19 protein-coding genes and 1 other annotated feature are annotated in these 17,237 nt (G+C 67.2%); of the genes, 7 read left to right on the top strand and 12 right to left on the bottom strand.

Features of this window, described 5'->3' with window-relative positions; translation table 11 throughout:
- Positions 1-6: 6 nt before the first annotated feature.
- The 5 genes from DQ239_RS11875 to DQ239_RS11850 all read right to left on the bottom strand — a co-directional run bounded on the left by DQ239_RS11875 (position 7) and on the right by DQ239_RS11850 (position 4,205).
- A complete protein-coding gene (locus tag DQ239_RS11875; protein WP_158544826.1) occupies positions 7-759 on the bottom strand; it encodes a replication-relaxation family protein in 753 nt (250 codons plus the stop codon).
- Positions 760-962: 203 nt separating this feature from the next.
- A complete protein-coding gene (locus DQ239_RS11870) occupies positions 963-3,107 on the bottom strand; it encodes a type IV secretion system DNA-binding domain-containing protein (RefSeq protein ID WP_113834640.1) in 2,145 nt (714 codons plus the stop codon).
- A gap of 362 nt (positions 3,108-3,469) precedes the next feature.
- The gene (locus tag DQ239_RS11860; protein ID WP_113834638.1) at positions 3,470-3,658 is read right to left on the bottom strand and encodes a hypothetical protein; all 189 of its coding nucleotides are present in this window, start codon (positions 3,656-3,658) and stop codon (positions 3,470-3,472) included.
- The gene (locus tag DQ239_RS11855; protein ID WP_147252096.1) at positions 3,655-3,870 is read right to left on the bottom strand and encodes a hypothetical protein; all 216 of its coding nucleotides are present in this window, start codon (positions 3,868-3,870) and stop codon (positions 3,655-3,657) included. Before DQ239_RS11855 ends, DQ239_RS11860 begins: the two co-directional genes overlap by 4 nt.
- Before the next feature lie 5 nt (positions 3,871-3,875).
- A complete protein-coding gene (locus DQ239_RS11850; protein WP_113834636.1) occupies positions 3,876-4,205 on the bottom strand; it encodes a hypothetical protein in 330 nt (109 codons plus the stop codon).
- A 119-nt stretch (positions 4,206-4,324) separates the two neighbouring features.
- Between DQ239_RS11850 and DQ239_RS11845 the strand changes: the two genes are divergently transcribed.
- Positions 4,325-5,071 (top strand): hypothetical protein, encoded by a 747-nt coding sequence (locus DQ239_RS11845; RefSeq protein WP_113834635.1) that lies wholly within the window; start codon positions 4,325-4,327, stop codon positions 5,069-5,071.
- A 20-nt stretch (positions 5,072-5,091) separates the two neighbouring features.
- Here the strand turns inward: DQ239_RS11845 and DQ239_RS11840 are convergent, their stop codons facing one another.
- The 3 genes from DQ239_RS11840 to DQ239_RS11830 form a co-directional block, all read right to left on the bottom strand.
- Positions 5,092-5,874: a TetR family transcriptional regulator gene (locus tag DQ239_RS11840; RefSeq protein WP_147252095.1), complete on the bottom strand. Its 783-nt coding sequence runs from the start codon at positions 5,872-5,874 to the stop codon at positions 5,092-5,094.
- A 319-nt stretch (positions 5,875-6,193) separates the two neighbouring features.
- Positions 6,194-6,589, bottom strand: a complete 396-nt coding sequence (locus DQ239_RS11835) for a hypothetical protein (protein WP_113834633.1) — start codon at positions 6,587-6,589, stop codon at positions 6,194-6,196.
- A 75-nt stretch (positions 6,590-6,664) separates the two neighbouring features.
- Positions 6,665-6,931, bottom strand: a complete 267-nt coding sequence (locus DQ239_RS11830; RefSeq protein ID WP_113834632.1) for a hypothetical protein — start codon at positions 6,929-6,931, stop codon at positions 6,665-6,667.
- A gap of 323 nt (positions 6,932-7,254) precedes the next feature.
- On the opposite strand from DQ239_RS11830, the gene DQ239_RS20350 reads away from it, so the two are divergent.
- A complete protein-coding gene (locus tag DQ239_RS20350) occupies positions 7,255-7,431 on the top strand; it encodes a hypothetical protein (RefSeq protein WP_158544825.1) in 177 nt (58 codons plus the stop codon).
- Positions 7,432-7,645: 214 nt separating this feature from the next.
- Here the strand turns inward: DQ239_RS20350 and DQ239_RS11825 are convergent, their stop codons facing one another.
- The 3 genes from DQ239_RS11825 to DQ239_RS11815 form a co-directional block, all read right to left on the bottom strand.
- Complete coding sequence (locus DQ239_RS11825) at positions 7,646-8,557, bottom strand: IS3 family transposase (RefSeq protein WP_233489154.1); 912 nt, start codon at positions 8,555-8,557, stop codon at positions 7,646-7,648.
- Positions 8,516-8,644: a sequence feature (AL1L pseudoknot), on the bottom strand. (Overlaps the previous gene by 42 nt.)
- A complete protein-coding gene (locus DQ239_RS11820) occupies positions 8,605-8,922 on the bottom strand; it encodes a transposase (protein WP_158544824.1) in 318 nt (105 codons plus the stop codon). Its footprint overlaps the feature before it by 40 nt.
- A gap of 90 nt (positions 8,923-9,012) precedes the next feature.
- The gene (locus tag DQ239_RS11815) at positions 9,013-9,732 is read right to left on the bottom strand and encodes a hypothetical protein (protein WP_113834629.1); all 720 of its coding nucleotides are present in this window, start codon (positions 9,730-9,732) and stop codon (positions 9,013-9,015) included.
- Between the two features lie 291 nt (positions 9,733-10,023).
- Here DQ239_RS11815 and DQ239_RS11810 point away from each other — a divergent pair, with 291 nt between their 5' ends.
- Positions 10,024-10,278, top strand: a complete 255-nt coding sequence (locus DQ239_RS11810; protein ID WP_113834628.1) for a helix-turn-helix transcriptional regulator — start codon at positions 10,024-10,026, stop codon at positions 10,276-10,278.
- 44 nt (positions 10,279-10,322) lie between these two features.
- Here the strand turns inward: DQ239_RS11810 and DQ239_RS11805 are convergent, their stop codons facing one another.
- On the bottom strand, positions 10,323-11,054 hold the full coding sequence (locus DQ239_RS11805) for a TIGR02391 family protein (protein ID WP_113834627.1): 732 nt from the start codon (positions 11,052-11,054) through the stop codon (positions 10,323-10,325).
- 69 nt (positions 11,055-11,123) lie between these two features.
- On the opposite strand from DQ239_RS11805, the gene DQ239_RS11800 reads away from it, so the two are divergent.
- The 4 genes from DQ239_RS11800 to DQ239_RS11785 all read left to right on the top strand — a co-directional run bounded on the left by DQ239_RS11800 (position 11,124) and on the right by DQ239_RS11785 (position 16,827).
- Entirely contained in the window at positions 11,124-11,537 is a 414-nt protein-coding gene (locus DQ239_RS11800) for a response regulator transcription factor (RefSeq protein ID WP_158544823.1), read from the top strand.
- 261 nt (positions 11,538-11,798) lie between these two features.
- Positions 11,799-13,484, top strand: coding sequence for an N-6 DNA methylase (locus DQ239_RS11795; protein WP_113834625.1), 1,686 nt, complete (start codon positions 11,799-11,801; stop codon positions 13,482-13,484).
- A complete protein-coding gene (locus DQ239_RS11790) occupies positions 13,481-14,203 on the top strand; it encodes a PaeR7I family type II restriction endonuclease (protein WP_113834624.1) in 723 nt (240 codons plus the stop codon). Before DQ239_RS11795 ends, DQ239_RS11790 begins: the two co-directional genes overlap by 4 nt.
- A 5-nt stretch (positions 14,204-14,208) precedes the next feature.
- The gene (locus DQ239_RS11785; RefSeq protein ID WP_113834623.1) at positions 14,209-16,827 is read left to right on the top strand and encodes a PHP domain-containing protein; all 2,619 of its coding nucleotides are present in this window, start codon (positions 14,209-14,211) and stop codon (positions 16,825-16,827) included.
- Positions 16,828-17,237 lie beyond the last annotated feature (410 nt).

The following is a 17,237-nucleotide window of genomic DNA, read 5'->3' as shown; positions in this document are numbered from 1 at the left end:
TTTCGGTTAGTTGCTTGGCCCCGGCGGGTCGGCGGCGCCAACGATGACGCTCACGAAGCTGGCTGCGGTCGTGACCCGGAACAGCTCGTGGTCGGTGCCGTAGCGGTGGCGGATCGCCGCGACGAGGACCTCGGCCCGCCGGTCGTCTGGCACCACCCAGAGCACCGCCGGGAAGACGCCGCGCTGCTCTTGCTCCCGGCCGGTGCGCTGGTAGCGCTCGTACTGGGCGCACTTTTTGAGCAGCGTCGGCAGGCTCTCGGTGCTGCGATCGACCTCGATGAACCAGCTGTCCTCGTACTCGGCGGTCGCCGTCACGGCGTACAGGTCGGGCTTGAGCGTCTCTGCGCTGCCGTAGGCTCCGAGAAAGCCGCGCCAGCAGGTGGGCTCGTGCTCAGTGGTCAGCAGCTCCAGGTCGCCGCGGCGGTCAGCCTCGACCAGCTGCACGCTGCACTCAGCGACGGCCAGCACGTGATCGACGAAGCGCAACCCGGGCTGCTTGTGGCGGCCGCGGGGCGCCCCATCGTCCTGCCGGAGCAGGCGCTCGCCGACCGGGCCGACGCGCCAGACGTAGGACGCCGAACCGGCCCGCACCCCGCCGATGCGGCGGTCGAGGTGCTCGATGACACCCAGGCGCTGGAGCCGGGCAAGGACACGGCGGCAGATGCGGCTGGCGGCGCCCTCGGTGGCGTGATCAGCGAAGTGCAGGCGCTGCAGCTGGCCCGTCGTCAGCAGCCGGCAGTCGGCCAGGCCGAGCAGCACACCGCGCTCGCGGTCGCTCAGATCGCTCTGCAGCCGGAGCAGCCGCCGGGCGCTGGTCCGCCCCCGGACAGACCTTCCGGAGCGCACGAGGGAGGACAGACTTTCGGGCGCCGTATCGCCGCGGTACCGAGCGCCGACCTCGGTGTTCATCGTCTCGGGCTCGACGCGATCGGACCACCGATCGGACCACCCTTCAGCCGGACTCATGGCTGCCTCCGGCGGCGCCCAGTCGGTGCCTCAGGTGCGGTCGAACTTGGCAGCAGCAGGTCGGCCAGGCCGGCCTCGACCTCGTCGAGCGGACGGCCCCAGCGCTCCCGGCTGCGACGCCGCAGCTCCGCCGGGTCGGCGGTCGGCGGGGGTAGCGGCAGGGTCCTGCCGGAGACGAAGGGGCTGACGCCCTGGCCGGTGTACAGGCTGGCGTAGACCGCGTAGGCGCCGAGGGCCGCCAGGTCGTCGGCGCTGAGCTCGGGGTGACCGCGGGCGATGACGCGGGCGTCAGCCTCGCTGAGGGTGAAGGCCACCCGGGAACGGGCGTTGGCCAGCACGGCGCTCTGCATGGTGTCCGGCAGCTGCTTGAGGAACTGGTGCGCCAGGGTGAAGCTGGCGCCGTAGCCGCGCGTCTGGGCCAGCACCTCGTCGAGCGGCGTGCCGGTGTGCAAGAAATCTTGGACCTCGTCGATGTAGACCATGACCGGGTGGCGGCGCTGGGCCGGGATGGCCGCCCGCGACTGCAGCGTCTGCCAGAGCTCGGCGACGACGAGCGAGCCGAGCAGTCGGGCGGCGTCGTCGCCGACCACGCCGCGCTGCAAGGGCACGAGCAGGATGCGGCGCTCGGTCAGCACCTGCTTCAGCCCGAAGCGGGGCTGCCGCTGCGCCAGCACGCCGCGCAGTCCGGGCCGGAGCAACGGCCGCAGCTTGTTCATGACCGGTGCGACGGCGCTCAGGCGCTCCGCCTCGGACCAGGCCTCGTAGGTCGCCCAGAACGGCTCGAGCAGCAGCGGGTCACGGATGCCGGCCGTCAGCCGGCGGCGGACGCCGGGATTGGTCAGCAGGAGCGGCAGCATGGCCAAGCTGGCGTCGTCGCGGCGCACCAAGGTCAGCAGGCTGGCGTAGAGGATGTCCTGGCTCCGCGGCCCGACGTTCTTGCCGTAGAGCTGCTTGAAGATCGACAGGACGGTGTCGGCGACGAGCTCCGGGCGCCGGCCGTGCCGGGCAAGTGGATTCAGCCCGACCGGTACTGGGTCCTGCGCATCCAGTACGACGACGTCGTCCCAGCGCTCCGGCGGCACGCGGGCCAGGACATCAGCCACCAGGTCGCCCTTGGGCTCCACCACCACGACCGCCCGGCCGTCGGCGATGTCCTGGTGGATGAGGTTGGCCAGCAAGGTCGACTTGCCGGTGCCCGTCGGGCCGACGACGTGCAGGTGCTGGAGCGCTGCCGGGATGCCGAGCGCCAGCGTGCCCCGGTGTCCGGGCGCCGTCACACTGGCCAGGACGCGCTTGCGGCCCACGGTGCCCGGCGTCGGCGGCAGCGGTCGTGGGTGGGCGGCTGGCTGGCCCGGCAGGAAGCCATCGCCGAGCGGCCAGGCGGTGAGGGGCGCCAGCTCCGGCACGCCCAACCGCAGCGGCCAGCGCCAGGGCGTCCGTGCGGTGTTCAGCCGGTCAGGACGTTCAGGGACGAGGCGGAGCTGGACGCCGGGAGCCTCCACCGTGCGCAGCGCCGCCAGCAGCCCGAGCAGCCGGACACGACGGGCCTCTGCCGTTGCCGATCGGACGCCGAGGCGGATCGCACAGGCGAAGCCGTGGTCGGAAACCTTGGTGCGCAGGGCTGTGCGCTTGTCGCCGTCGAGCGTGCTGCCATTGCCGTGCCAGGCGGTGACGTACCAGGGCGCCGTCAGCGCGGACGGGCTGTGCGTCGGCACGGCCAAGGGGATGCGCCGCGGGCCGAGGACCAACTGCAGCACCAGCTCTTCGCTAGCGCGCACCCGCGTCAGGGCGGCCAGGATGGCGTAGACGGTTGTCTCAGGCTCGGCCGTCTTCAGCGGCCGATGCCGGGTGCTCAGGCGCAGGCTGCCTGCCACGTCGACGGGGAGACGGGCGGCCTCCTGGCCGAGCGTCGTGGCTTTAGCGCCTGCGAGGTCGCCGAGCGCCGTCGTCAGGCCGGTGATAGCCGCAGGTGCTGCGCCGAGCAGATAGACCACGCCGGCCGCGCTGGCGCGGGCTTCGAGGACTACCACCGGACTGCGGGCGTCGGTCGCCCACTGACGGAGGACCGCTGCGCTGCGCACCAGCTCGAGCGGTCGCTGCCAGTGCAGCTGTCGCCAGACAAGGGCGCGCGGGCTAGTCATCAGCTGCCTCCGTGGTGCGCGTTGGCGTGTGTTCGCTCTCGGCCTGCGCCTTGGCGGCGGCCTCCGCGGCGGCCTGCTCCATGGCCAGCCGGATGAGGGCGCGGCTCAGCTTGTGCAGGTCGGGCTGCTCCCGACAGACGGCACGGACGGAAATGCGGCGGATGCGCTTCCCTCCTTTCGACTGTCGACGATGCCTATTGCTCATTGCTACCCCCCTTCCACCGTGCCGTATTAAGTGTTGAGTCAACTCAACATGCACGTCCTTTTGTTATATGTTGAGTTGACTCAACGGTCAACCATTGTTGTCTATTCAGCGGCACCGAATGGAACGGTGCGTACGCTGTTATGGACGCGTCGGCCGCTTACCAGCCGCGGGGATGCCGCCAGCGCCAGAGCCCGATGCCGACGAGCACGGTGACGCCCACCGGGACGAGCACGGGGAGGGCCTCACGCAGCAGCTCGGCGGCCCAGTTGAGGGCCAGGCAGGCCGCCAGCACCGCGAAGCAGAAGCCCACGATGCTGGCGGCCCACGACCGCGGCGGCCGCGTCACTGACGGCGGTCGCCGGAGACGCCGCGCCGGACGGTCTGGCGCATGGCCGCCAGGGTGGCGTGCGTGGCAGCCGCCATGCACTGTTCGGCCTCCAGCTGGCTGGCCAGCCGATCGAGCGTCCGGCGGTCGCCGATCAGGACGGCGCCGCGCCAGACGAGGCCGAGGGCCAACCCAAGGACCAGCACGCCGACGAGTGCCAGGACGGTCAGCATGGCCGTCACCGCCGCCGCAGGGCACGCCGGTGGTCGGTGCAAACGTCCGCCATCGTGAGGGCGTGATCGTCGGCCAGCAGGGCCAGGCGGCCCGAGGCTTCCGGTGCCAGCTGCTCAAGGTGGCGCTGCGCCTGCGCGACGCGGACGACGTTGGCCATCGCCGCACCGGTGACGGCCGTGGCAGCCTCGGCCTTGCCGATGGCGACGTCGGTGTCGACGTCGACCTGGGCGGTGCGCAGCTGGCCGCCGGTCTGATAGCGGCTGACGGCCCGGCCGGCACGGCGGGCGTCGCTCGGCAGCAGGTCAGCGCTGCCGTAGGGGGAGAGGGTGTGCATGGTGCCTCCTGACGTGGCCGTCTCAGCGGACTGCTGAGAGGCAACGGCCACGTCATCGAGGCTCCGGGCGCCCCGGGCGCGTCAGGAGGCGATCCAGACCCCAAAGATGGGACAGGTCAGTGGACACGGACGATCCGGTCTGGCAGCAGCTCCGGAAGCTGCGCGAGGGTCCGGGCCTGACCAGGGCGCGTCTGGACGCCAGCGGCGCCGTCATGTCGGCGCTTGGCACCAGCGACCCGCAGGAGGCGTACGAGCGGTTACGGGCTGCCCTGGCGGCGCTCGGCCCGGGGGAGCGGGCGACGGCGCTCGCGGTCGACTTCGGCCTCGACCTGGCGCAGCACCTCGGCCGGCAGCCGACGGGGCCGGAGACGGACTGGCTGATGGAGCGCCGCACGGGCTATGGCCGCGTCATCGGCCGGACCGTCAAGACGCTCAGCCGCTGGTCGGACGAGAAGCTGGCCGAGCTGCGCGCCAGCCTGATCACCGACTACTTCGCCGGCCACCTGGTGGTCATGGCGGCGGTGCGCGGCGACCGTATCCTTGGCTGCACCCTGTCGCGCTTCACCGCGGTCGACGGCGGCAACCAGGTCGGCGACAGCCAGCACCTCGACAACCCGACGTCGGAGCCGTCACCGCCCTGCCTGGTCTACGGCTTCCCGCGTGACTGGCGGCCGAGCGCGTTGACCATGGGCGTCTCGTTCTTGGAGCACCCCTACCCGACGGCGGTCTGGGCGGTGGTCGCCGACAGCTTCTTCGAGGTCGCCTTCGCCCGTGAGCGCTACCCACTGCGCCCGCATGAGGGCGCCTACATCTGCCGCTTCCGTGACCCGCGGCGCGACCGGCTGTACGCGCTCTGGTGGCGTTAGGCCGAAGGCGACGAGAGGCGTCAGTGCACTCCGGCGGCCAGCTCGCGCTGGGCGAGCCGCTTCAGATACGTAGCAAGGGCCTTGGCGTAGTCATAGTCCGGGTCCGCTTCGATCATGCCTTGCAGGATTGTCCAGTACGAGAAGGCGGCGAGGTGCCACTGTTCCGCGCCGTGGGGTCCTTCGACATCGAGTGGGCGGTCTACCAACTCAGGGGCCAGCAATCTGCGGAGCCCCATGCCCTCTACGACGGAGGCCCCAGCCGCGGCAACGACGTCAAAGGACTTGGCATGCGCTCTCAGGCGAAAGCCGAGGACCGTCGCCATGTCGGCGTAGAACTCAGCCATGTTGCGTATAAAGGTCCGCTCTGCCTCTTGCAGCGCTGCCAGCACGCGCTGACGACTGTCGGCGTCGGGTAGCCCCATGACCGTCGCACTCAACGCGACGTAGGTCCGCCAGGCCGTGGATGACATGAGCGCATCGAAGTTCTGTTGCGCTGCAACACGGACAACGTCGCGAAGGAGTTGCTCGCGTCCTGCCGGTTCCTGGAGCTCGGCAACGCGGTCGGCCACAATGTCTCGGGCGATCTTGATGGTCTTCTCGTCGAAGGCGGCGGTTCCCTGCCAGCTCGGCCCCGCCAGGTCACACAGGAGGTCGACGTAGAAGTCCTCCTTGGTCTTCCACTCCCGGTAGACCGATGTCCGCGCCACCCCAGCCTCTTTGAGGATGTCGGGATAGCTCAGGTTCTCCAAGTTGACGCTCAGCCCGCCAGCTCGTTCGACGAGTCGCTGCGCAGCGTCGAGCATCCGGCGACGCACCTGCGAAGCGTGCTGGTCCTCGGGCTCCTGAGCCTTGGGCAGCTGGAGCGCATCTGTGGCAGCCAACAGTTCGTTCGTGCTCCCTATCAGTACTGGCAATACTCACGCGGCAGTGTGCTGTCGCCAGGTGGTACTGGATGCCCCAAACCTAGACGCCCCGTCAACGCACAGCGTGTCGGAGCCCCCTGTGGGTTGCCCCATAGAGTGAGGGCATCCTCGGAGCTGGAGCGCAGCCGCCTGGACCTGGTCGCCGCGCGGGTCAGCTCAGTCAGCCGGCGATGGTCTGGACGCGCTGCACGCACCTCACCTATGAGGACAGTCCCGCTGTGCCCGCTTGGGTCTCAGGATCGGAAGGTCGCACCTCAACGGCCGGCGCCCCAGCCGCAGGCGTGGAGGGCTCGCTCTGCGCCCAACTGCGTACGGATCGCTTGAACTTTTCCATCTGGCGCACCGCCTGCTGGCGCTGATGCCCGTCGGTATCGGGCCGCTGCGTGTCCTCCAGGTACAAGAAGTACTCTTTCAGATTGTGATACGGCGCTTGGGAGCAACCGTCGGCATTGAGAGCCATCTCAAGGGTGCCGAGCGCAAATAGAACATCGCCGCACTGTTGGGCGAGGTGCGGCGCCGAGTCGGCTATCTCAAGCAGGCTGAGATAGGCCCGCTTGAGGTCATCGGTGGTTTCCGAGGTTATGTACGCTGTCATACCTCTATTATGGCAGTTTTTGATTTCGCATCATAGGGATGCGGGGCAGAACTGCCAAACTGCCCGCGACCTCAGTCAGTGACCGGGTCCGTTGTACTTGCCGCGGTGGTCTGCACCGCCGCCCTGGCCGTCGTAGTGGTCGTGACCTCGCTTGCCGCGGTGGCCGTCGAACTGCGATCGGCTCCGGGCGTGGCCGTCGGCGAGGAGGGTCTCCCCGTCGGCTGCTCCGCGGCCGAAGGAGGCGGTCACCTCACCGTAGCCATCCATGTATCCATGGACGGGCGGCTCGTAGTCCGGTGACCCACCGACCTCGCCGGTTCCGAAGCGGTCGTTTGCGCTCATGACACCTCCCTGTGCGCGTCGTGGCGCGAGCGCCGTGAGTGGGGGCGGTCGATGCGGGACGACCTTCCTGACCTGGTCCCGCCACCGGATCAGGTCGCACCAACCTACCCCTAGTCGTCACCAACGTAAACACTGCTGTTCCACGTCTGGTACAAGACGTACCGGCGGTGGGACAGCTCTTGCACCGTTGGCTCAGCTGTGTCAGCCTTGGCATCCCTGATGCAGCTCCGGCACTGCTCAGGCAGGCCGCTTCCCGGGGTGGCCGCTCCCATCGCGCCGGCTCGGACTTCTAGCTGCTGGAGCTAGGAGGGATTGGGGATGACATGGCTGGGCAGCACCGCGACATCTCGGACGACGGCACCTACCGCGTCACGATCGGCAGCGTGGACGACCCGAAGTACTCGGACGACCACTTCTTCGTGTCGCAGCAGGACACCCAGGGCAACCACATGACGACGATCTACGACTCACAGCACAACGTCGTCGACACCAAGTACTGATCAACTTGGTGTAAACTAAGAGGGGGCGGGTGGGTTTTCAGCCGCCCGTTAAACGAGCCGAAGAGAAGTCGGACACCCCCGCCAAAGGGCCGGAAGCTTTCTGCTTTCCGGCCCTTTGGGTTTTATTGAGAATGCGGGCGTCCCTAGGTGTGACGCCATACTGGCTTGTGGCAGTGCGACCGGTGCTCCAGTGCTTCGAGCGAAGCCTGCCGCCCTACGGCTTCGTAACCCACACGAACGCCACGCCGGACCGGGGGAACACCCAGCCGTCGAAGCCGACGCTGATTCGCTGCCCCGGCACGGTCTTGGGGCTCTGCGACACCCGCGTCCGCTCTGAGCTGGCGATGAAGTCGACGACGTTGACGTACTCGACGCCGCAGTCCGAGTAGTCGAGCTCGATGTCGATGCCCGTCCAGGGGCCGCGGTTGCGGACCAGCTCGGCCTTGAACAGCGAGTTGAACGCCTCGGCCAGCGCGTTGTCATAGCTGTCCCCGGTCGAGCCGACCGAGGCGACCGCGCCGGCCTCGGCGAGGCGCTGGGTGTAGCGCACGGCAACGTATTGCGATCCCTTATCCGAGTGATGGACCAGGCCGCCGACGTCGCGGCCGGCCCGCCGGCGGGTCCAGATGCCCATCTCCAAGGCGTCGAGGGCCAGGTCGGTGCGCAGCGAGCGGGACAGCTGCCAGCCGACCACGCGCCGGGAGTAGACGTCGATGACGAAGGCGGCGTAGACCCAGCCGGAGAAGGTCCGGCAGTAGGTGATGTCAGCGACCCACAGCTGGTCGGGGCCGGTCGCGGTGAACGCGCGGTCGACCAAGTCCGGGCGGGTGTCCGGGCCGGTGCCGGGCACCGTGGTCCGCGGGCCGGTCGCCCGGCTCAGGCCTCGCAGGCCGGCCGTGCGCATCAGCCGCTCGACGGTGCAGCGGGCCGCCCGGTGGCCCTGCCGGCGCAGCTCGGCGTGCACCTTCCGGGCGCCGTAGACGCCGTAGTTCTCGGCGTGCACCCGCTCGATGACCTCGGTGGTGGCCGCGTCGGTCACCGACCGCGCCGACGGCGGCCGCGACCGGTGCGCGTAGTAGGTGCTCGGGGCGATCTTCGCGCCGGCCTCGGTGAGGACTGCGCAGATCGGCTCGACCCCGTGCTCGAGCCTGTGGGCGTCGATGAAGGCGACGATCAGCGGGACGGGCGGTCGAGCTCCGCCGCGAAGAAAGCCGACGCGCTCTTCAGGATGGCGTTCGCCCGGCGCAGCTCGCGGACCTCACGTTCGAGCTCGGCCAGCCGGGTGGCGTCATCGGTCGTGGTCCCCGGCCGGTGGCCCTGGTCGATCTCGGCCTGGATGACCCAGTTGCGCAGCGTCTCGGGGTTGATGCCCAGCTGCTCGCCGATCCGCTTCAACGCCCCGGTCCGGGTCGCGGGGTCACGCCGGGCGTCGACCGCCATCCGGGTCGCCCGCTCACGCAGCTCGTCGGGGTACTTCCTCGGTGCCGCCATGACTCTCATCCTCACGTGGATTGAGAGCCTCCATCAGACCCGGTACGGGACACTGGCCGTAGCGACCGGGATGGTCGCTTCATCACTGGGTTAGGGGCCTTGCTCCCAGGCCGCCAAGTCGGCCTCGTAGGCCCGCGCTATCCCCAGCCGGTCCGTCCAAGCGTCGGCGAAGGCCTTGCAGGTGTTGTAGGCCCACGCGGCCCCGCCAGCTCCGAGGGCCCTAGTAATCCACGGGGAACCGTCGTTGGCCGGCAGCAGTCCGCTGGGAGCGAAGCGCTCGGCCAGCTTGTCGCCGAACTTGTCGGGGACGCCCTGCTCGTGCCACGTCGGCCGGAAATGAACCAGTTCGTTGCGCAGCCGGATGAGCAGCTCGGCGTCTTGGTACGGGTTCGCGCCCTGGTCGAACGGCGGAGCGCCGGCGAAAAGCAGGGCCATGCGGTACTTGTCGAGGACGCCGACGTAGCGGTCGCGGCCTCGGGTGGCCTGCCAGAACGCGGCCATCAGGCCACGGGCCCGTCCGTCAAGTGCGGCGATGCGGCCGCTGTCATGTTGGGTGTCGTGGGCGTCGTCGTACGTCTCGTTGACCAGTGCCTCAAGGAAGGCGACGGCAGATAGTACGGCGGTCATGGCATAGGTCCGGTGCTCAATGTCCACGCGGACCTTACCGAGGAGCTCGGTCTCAATCGCCCGGCAACGACGGGTAGCGTGCAGGCTCGACCAAAGGTGCTCCGACGACAGGTAACGTCGCGTGGCGACCTGGACAGCGTCGTTGGCGCCTGCGCCGTCGGCGAGGTGGCGGTGTTCGTCCATAGGGCAAGTGTCCGCAGCGTGCCGACAGTCGCTGGCCCATGGAGACACCGCGGCGGCCGTGCCGCCAAGCAGGACCGCCGCGGCGCTCCGGTCAGATGGTCAAGACGACCTCATGTTCAACCGCCGCCACCGTTCATGTCGGTGCCACCCCACCCTCATGTCCGCCCCTTGAGGGGTCCGGCCGACGGTCGACCGGCCCGGTCAACGTAAGGCGGACTCGACTAGGACGCAAGGTCATGGGGCGTATCGTCTCTGGTCGCAGGGTCATGGGACGTATGTGCTTGCCCGGCCATGCCTGTCTCCGCCGCCCCGGTTTCGCCGGCCGCTACCCAGTTCGGCGAGCGGGTGCGCACACGGCGGCAGAAGCTCGGCCTCAGCCAGGAAGGCCTGGCCGAGGCCTGTGGGCTGCACTGGACGTTCGTCGGCCAGGTGGAGCGCGGTCGGCGCAACCTGACGCTGCACAACATCCTGAAGCTTGCCAGCGGGCTGAAAGTCGACCCTGCCGAGCTTGTCCGCGGTCTGAAGCCGCCGCGCGACGCGGACTGAAGGCCCTTGGCCCATGTACGGGCGGGACGTCGCCCCTGTTGTGCTTACGGCTCTTCCTGTGTCTGCCGCCGGGCCTCTGCACGCCGGAGCAGGCGCAGCAACAAGTTGGCGAGCTGGACAACCTCCGCAGCCTCAACGGGGTCATCGAAGTGCACTGTGCGGTGGCTCGACGGGTTCTTGAAGGCCCCGATCGAGCCGGCGAACAGCTCCATCAGCGCCACCCGCTCGCCGGGGTCAGCCTCGCTGTCAGCCAGCGGCCCGCCGTCGCGCTTAAAAGCCTCGCGCATGAGGGCGACGCCGATGACCGAGTCGCCGAGCCCGGCCGCCCGCCGGACCTCGACCTCGACGGCCTTCATGGCCGCAAAGCAGGCCGTCTCGTAGTCGCCGAGGTTGAAGATCGGCCGGACTTTATCCTCCAGGACCGGGTCCAGCGCCCCGGCCAGCCGCTCACCTCCCCACAACTTCGGCAGTGCTGCGGCGTCCTGCGCAAGTTCCTGCCCCGCGGCGGTCAGGCGCCGCCAGGCCGACCCGGTGTCCCTGATCGCTGGCCCGATGAGACCACGAGACTCGAGCCAGGCCCAGGCGTCCGACAGGCGGCCGAGCAGGAGGTCGACGTCAGGCTCGCGGTTGTAGACAAAGGCCTGTTCTGCCCCACGCAGCGTGCTGTTGGCGTTGACGGTCCGACCCTTGGCCAGGGTGGTCAGCAGGTGCAGTGCCAGCTCGGCCGTCGGGAGCTGCCGGATCAACTCAGGCTCTACGGGGCCGGACATGCTCATCGTGATGGCAGGTGACGCTAGCTCATGCGTCGCTGCCGTGTCGCCACCTCCCGTGTCAGGCTCGGCGGCGTGATCCGCGTGATGGTGGTGGATGACCACCTGGTCGTGCGGCAAGGCTTGGCCGCCTGCTTCGAGTACCGGACAGAAGACGTCCGCGTTGTCGGCGGCTGCGGTCGCGGTGACCAGGTGGTCGACGCAGCCCACACGCTTGCTCCAGACGTCGTGCTGATGAACTGCAACATGGATGGCGGCGACGGTTGGGCGGCCACTGAGGCGCTTCTGGCGGTACAGCCCCACTGCCACGTGATCTTCTTCAGTGCCATCGGCGCCGGGCCAGCTGACTATGCCCGGGCCCGTGCCGTCGGCGCGGTCGGCTACCTGCACAAGTCGGTCGACCCTGACGACTTGGAGAACTACGTCCGCGAGGTGGCCGCCGGTGGGACAGCTTGGCCGGGGCTGCTCGACCATAACGACAATTCTTAGCTCCAGCGGCTGCGGGCCCCGTGGTCTTGGCCAAGCCCGGTCTGCGCCGACGGGACCGAGGTGCGGTGAGCCTCGCCGCCGAGCAGGCCGCTGGTCGCTAGCCCTGCTGACACCCTGGCAGGCCCGAACGGCAGCGAGTCGGTCGCTGGTGACGGGGTTGCGTCGTTGCTGGCACGTACAGTCTCAGGCTGTGCCGAGCAAATCTGCCTTGCTTATGTGGTGGGCTGACCATAAAATAATGAGCAGTATGGCAGTAGCGCAATGAAAAGCACAAGCTCGTTCCAAGCGGCTTTAGCACTTCCTCAGCCGCCGCTCGATCTTTCAGGCGAGCACGGTGAAGTCTTCACGCGACGCTGGGTCGTCGAACTGATCCTTGACCTTGTCGGCTATACCAGTGACCGCGACCTTGCCGCTTTGCAACTCGTCGAACCCGCCTGTGGCTGTGGCGCCTTCCTTACTGTCATCGCCGAACGCCTGAGCAAGTCCTGCCGTACGCATGGCCGCGACATTACTGAGGCACGGGATGCCGTCCAAGGCTTCGACCTGCTCCCGGACAACGTCATGCAGGCCCGCAGCGTGGTGCGGAGCGTGCTGATGGCCGACGGCTGGCCCGCTGATGACACCCAGCTTATTGCAGAGGCCTGGGTCAACCCGGGGGACTACCTCCTGGCCGAGTTTGAGCTGGCGACCGCCGATGTGGTCGTGGGTAACCCGCCGTACATCCGCCTTGAAGACATCCCGCCGGCCCGTATGGCGGCGTACCGAAGTACCTGGCCGACGATGACGGGCCGCGCCGACGTCTTCATCGGCTTCATTGAACGGGGCCTGCGCAGCCTCAAGCCCGACGGCAAGCTGGGCTTTATTTGCGCTGATCGTTGGATGCGTAATCAATACGGCAAGCACCTACGTCAACTGATCGGTGAGCGCTTCTCCGTCGACGCCGTGGTGACAATGCACGACGTGGATGCGTTCGAGAACGAGGTCAGCGCCTACCCTGCCGTGACTGTACTGAGCAACCGCAGCCAAGCTTCAGCTGTCATCGCTGACACGACGGCGGCTTTCGGTCCAAGCCATGCAGCCGACGTCCTGGATTTCGCGGCCGGCGGGTCCGGGGTCGTCCGACCGAAGGGCAAGCCGTACAAGCTCGCCCGGCTGCCGCACTGGTTCAGAGGTGCCGAGTCCTGGCCTCAGGGCTCGCCGGGGCGCCTGGCGATGATCGAATACCTGACGGACAACTTCCGGCCGCTGGAAGACGCCGCCACCGGCACCAAGGTGGGAATCGGTATCGCCACGGGGGCCGACAAAATTTACGTCGTTCCCGAGCGGATCGATGTCGAAGATGACCGCCTGCTGCCGATGGCTATGGTGCGGGACCTGGCATCCGGCGCCTTCGAGTGGTCCGGCAACTACCTAGTCAGCCCGTGGCAAGCGACTGGCCTGGTCGAGCTGGACGACTACCCGCGCCTACGCAGCTACTTGGAGCAGCACGGCGCCGCTCTCCGGAAGCGCCATGTGGCGACCGCCCGGCCGAAGACCTGGTTCCGGACCATCGACCGCGTCGATGTCGGGCTGACCGGCCGTCCCAAGCTCTTGATCCCCGACATGCGGATGACGCTGCATCCCGTCCTTGACGAGGGCGCGGCCTACCCGCACCACAACCTGTACTACGTCACCTCCGACAAGTGGGACCTGCGCGTCCTGGGCGGCTTGCTGATGTCGCGTGTCGCTAACGCCTTCATCGAGGCCTATGCCGTCAAGATGCGAGGTGGAACGCTGCGGTTCCAGTCGCAGTACCTCAGGCGCATCCGAGTGCCGGAGCTGGCGTCGGTGACGCCGGCCGACGCAGATGCCTTGAGTGCGGCCTTTGAAGCTCGGGACGTCGAGGCTGCAACGGCGGTGGCGGTGCGGCTTTACAAGCTTAATGAAATTGGAGGATTTGCTGAATGACCGACGATCAGAAGTTTGAACAGGCTGTCCGATCTTATTGGAGCGTCCGACAGGCCCAAGCGGCCAAGAAGCTAGCTGAGGGTAAGACCGACGCCGGCACCCGCGGTGAGGTGACTGGCGGCGCCCATTTGGACGCGATGGCGCAGCTCATTGAAGACGCCTTTGTGGCATCGGGATTCAACAAGGAGAGCATCAAGCGCTCGGCCGGCGTCGAACTACCCGGCTACTACCGACCGACCAAGAAGTGGGACCTGCTAGTCGTTGAGGACGACGTCCTGGTGGCGGCCATCGAGTTCAAGTCCCAGGTGGGACCATCCTTTGGCAACAACTTCAACAACCGGGTCGAGGAAGCACTCGGCAACGCCACTGACATCTGGCGAGCCTGGGAGGCCGGCTCCTTTGGCGGCGTCCGGCCGTGGGTCGGTTATGTCTTCTTCCTAGAGGAGCACGCCAAGTCGACGACACCGGTCCGCGTCGCCAAGTCGCTGTTCCCGGCCGATCCGGTCTTTGAACAGACCTCCTACAAGGACCGCTACCAGATCCTGTGTCAGCGGCTGTTGCGGGAGCGCCTCTACGACGCTGCCTGCTTCGTGACGTCCTCGGCTGATCCGACGACGCCGATCCATCAGCCGGCGGACGAGCTGTCCTTCGCGGCCTTCCGAGCTGCCATCGTGGGGCGGGCGTCCTACATCAAGGCCCTGGCGAAGCAGGACTACTGAAGGTCATGGGGCAGCACGCCAAGTTTTGGGCTGTCGATTTCCACGTCCATACGCCGGGATCGTCAGACGCCAAGCCGGAGAACTATGGCACGGCGGCTGACATCGTTGCTGCCGCGCTGGCTGCCGGTTTGGACGCTATTGCTATCACCGATCACAACACGTCAGCCTGGTGTGATCAGGTCGCCGCTGCCGCTGCGGGGACCGAGCTGGTTGTCTTGCCGGGTGTCGAGATTAGCACCACCGAAGGTCATCTGCTGGCCATCTTTGAAGAGGGCACCAGCAGTGCCGTTATCAACGACCTGCTGGTCGTCCTCGGCATCAAATCCGCCGACCACGGCAAGCTCGATGTAGCCGCCAGTTACGGCATCATGGACACCGCGCGCCACGTTGAGGACGCCGGCGGCATCGCCATCCCGGCGCACATTGAGAAGCCCAAGGGCCTGCTCAAGCTCGGCGTCGGTGCCCATCTCAAGAAGACATTGCTTGCGGAGCACCTGTCTGCGCTAGAGGTTGTGCACCTCGATACGCGGACCACGGTTGACGATAAGCTCAAGGATGAGCGTGCCGTGGCCTACGTGCGCGGCTCGGACACCTGGGACCCGGTCGGCAGCACGCATGCCTTGTCTGGCATCGGGGCGCGGCGCACCTGGGTTAAGGCTAGCCGTCCGGACCTGGTGGGCATCCGACACGCGCTGGCTGATCCCGACCTGCGCATCTCCTTGGAGCCGGTGGCGGCCGAGGCCAGCCATCCCGTTATTGAGAGGGTAGAGCTGACTGGCGGCTTCCTGGGCGGGCAGGCCATTGAGCTGTGCGCTGACTTGAACTGTCTGTTGGGTGGTACCGGTGCCGGCAAATCGCTGGTGCTGGAGACTATCCGGTATGCCTTTGACCAGCAGATCGACAAACGAGCCTTTCCGGCCATCTGGAAAGAAGTGCATTCCCGCCTCCAGGCAGCCCTCGGGGACACGGGCGTCGTGCGCGTGCAGTTCGCGGCGGACGGTCAACGCTATGTCGTCGAGCGCGTCTTCGCAGCTGATGGCAGCGCCGGGCCGACCGTGCTGCAGCAGACTGCCGACGACTGGGTGGTCGTGGACGCGGACCCGACCGCCCTTGTCACGCTTGCCGCCTTCTCTCAGGGCGAGGTTCTGGAGTATTCGCGCGAACCGGTGGGCCGGATGTCTTTGATCGACGCCGGTATTGACCTCGCGGCTATCGAGGCTGACCTTGCACGCACCCGGCGCGATCTGAAGGCAAACGCCGAGTCTCTGCTCGATGGACGTCGTCGCGTCGAGGAGCTGGAGGTGCTCGCTGCCAAGCAGGTCGAGCTGGAGGAACAGGTTCGGCAGCTGGCGGCCCTGTTCGACACTGACGTCGTAAAGCAACAGGAAGCCTGGCAGGCGGAACGTACCGCGCTGCGGACCCTGTCAGACCAGGTGGCCGGCCTGGCGCCGCCGGCAATCGTTGTACCAGAGGCCAAGCGGCCGACACCGGTCGAGAGTAACGACGATCTGTTTTTAAAGGTTGAGGCGCAGGTTGATGCCCTGCAGCAGGCGGCTGACAAGGCGGTAGCCGACCTCAAGGCGGCTATGGACAAGGGAACTGCCGAGCTGGTCGCAATCAAGGGTGAGTGGTCGACGCGGTTTGAGGCGTTCAAGCAGCAGCTGGATGCCAAGCTCGAAGCGATCAACCCGGGCTCGTCACTGATCTCACTTCGCGGACGGCTCGAATCGCTGCAGGCCAAGTTGGTTGAGGCGCGGGCTGCCAAGGATGAGTTGGACAAGGTCGCTCGTCCAGCGCTGGAGGAAGTAACGGGCGCGCGTGAAACGCTCATTGCGCGCCTGCAGGATCTGCGCCGCCAGCGCCGTGATCTGCGGCGGCAGCGTGTGCTCACCTTGAATGAAAAGACGGCCGGGTTCGTCAAACTGGACGTTCCCAATACGGGCAATTGGACAGCATTCAGGGACGACCTGAACATACTGAAAGTGGGATCACGGGTCCGCGAGGACGTCCTGGATGCCATCGCTCGGACAATTCACCCAATCCGTTTCGCCCGTCATATGCTTGATGGCACCTTCAATGAACTCGTCAATACGGACGCGGGTATAGATGCCACTAGTCTAGCGCGCCTGTATGCCAATATCGAGGAACGCGACCTGCGCGTCCAGCTGCTCGACCTGCAACTGATTGACCGGCCTGATGTCTTAACGGTCAAGTTTAAGAAGCCCGACGGTGGCAGCTATGTCCCTATCGAGAGCCTGGCGCACGGGCAGAAGTGCACCGCTATCCTCGTCATCCTGCTGGCCGATGGCACTACGCCAGTGCTGGTGGATCAGCCTGAGGACGCTCTGCACGCGCCGTGGATCGAGGAGTATCTGGTAGACCGGCTTCGGTCCCTGCGCGGATCCCGACAATACATCTTCGCAACGCGTAGTCCGGGAATTGTTGTGAGCGGTGACGCCGAGCAAATCGTGACCATGAAGGCGACGGCCGGCAAGGGCGAAGTAGAGGCGTGCGGCTCGTTGGAGCGCCATGACCTGAACCGGTTGGCGCTGCATCACCTGGAAGGCGGCCCGGTTCCGTTTAAGCGGCGCACTCGCAAGCTGCTGGTCTCCACTGAGGACTAGCGCGCTCTAGTTCAGCACTATCCGTCGAAGGTCTGGCGCCCTATCCGCCGCGGCCGCAACTCCGGCCGCTGCCTGAATTCGTAGGGACGAACGTGCCGCGACCTGATCCGGCTGTACAGCAACGGGTCGAGCAGTTTGTCTTGAGCGCCTACGCGGCTGGCCGGTCGCTGCGTGAAATCGCCGAACTAACTAACCGGTCACACTCGGCCATTCGCAACATTCTGGACAAGCGCGGCATGCAGCGACGTCTGCGAGGCGCCGGAAGAGTCGGCGATGGGATAAGGGGCTCTTCGTACCTGCGGTGGGTGTGAGGGACTCGCGCGTGGGAGCTGAGGCCGGGAACGGGTCGAGGCCTTCCAAGATCGGAAGCGACCAAGCTGCCCGACCGGAAGGCCTCGACGGTGTCCGAG

This window comes from Blastococcus sp. TF02-09 (assembly GCF_003319105.1).
Classification (GTDB): domain Bacteria; phylum Actinomycetota; class Actinomycetes; order Mycobacteriales; family Geodermatophilaceae; genus Blastococcus.
This window is presented reverse-complemented; position numbering and strand designations above follow the sequence as displayed.

What these genes read in the sequence shown, in the direction of transcription:
- DQ239_RS11870 (WP_113834640.1), bottom strand. Translation starts at nt 3,107, where the DNA reads ATGACTAGCCCGCGCGCCCTTGTCTGGCGACAGCTGCACTGGCAGCGA.
- DQ239_RS11855 (WP_147252096.1), bottom strand. Translation starts at nt 3,870, where the DNA reads ATGCTGACCGTCCTGGCACTCGTCGGCGTGCTGGTCCTTGGGTTGGCC.
- DQ239_RS11850 (WP_113834636.1), bottom strand. Translation starts at nt 4,205, where the DNA reads ATGCACACCCTCTCCCCCTACGGCAGCGCTGACCTGCTGCCGAGCGAC.
- DQ239_RS11840 (WP_147252095.1), bottom strand. Translation starts at nt 5,874, where the DNA reads ATGCTCGACGCTGCGCAGCGACTCGTCGAACGAGCTGGCGGGCTGAGC.
- DQ239_RS11835 (WP_113834633.1), bottom strand. Translation starts at nt 6,589, where the DNA reads ATGACAGCGTACATAACCTCGGAAACCACCGATGACCTCAAGCGGGCC.
- DQ239_RS11830 (WP_113834632.1), bottom strand. Translation starts at nt 6,931, where the DNA reads ATGAGCGCAAACGACCGCTTCGGAACCGGCGAGGTCGGTGGGTCACCG.
- DQ239_RS20350 (WP_158544825.1), top strand. Translation starts at nt 7,255, where the DNA reads ATGGCTGGGCAGCACCGCGACATCTCGGACGACGGCACCTACCGCGTC.
- DQ239_RS11820 (WP_158544824.1), bottom strand. Translation starts at nt 8,922, where the DNA reads ATGGCGGCACCGAGGAAGTACCCCGACGAGCTGCGTGAGCGGGCGACC.
- DQ239_RS11815 (WP_113834629.1), bottom strand. Translation starts at nt 9,732, where the DNA reads ATGGACGAACACCGCCACCTCGCCGACGGCGCAGGCGCCAACGACGCT.
- DQ239_RS11810 (WP_113834628.1), top strand. Translation starts at nt 10,024, where the DNA reads ATGCCTGTCTCCGCCGCCCCGGTTTCGCCGGCCGCTACCCAGTTCGGC.
- DQ239_RS11805 (WP_113834627.1), bottom strand. Translation starts at nt 11,054, where the DNA reads ATGAGCATGTCCGGCCCCGTAGAGCCTGAGTTGATCCGGCAGCTCCCG.
- DQ239_RS11795 (WP_113834625.1), top strand. Translation starts at nt 11,799, where the DNA reads ATGAAAAGCACAAGCTCGTTCCAAGCGGCTTTAGCACTTCCTCAGCCG.
- DQ239_RS11790 (WP_113834624.1), top strand. Translation starts at nt 13,481, where the DNA reads ATGACCGACGATCAGAAGTTTGAACAGGCTGTCCGATCTTATTGGAGC.
- DQ239_RS11785 (WP_113834623.1), top strand. Translation starts at nt 14,209, where the DNA reads ATGGGGCAGCACGCCAAGTTTTGGGCTGTCGATTTCCACGTCCATACG.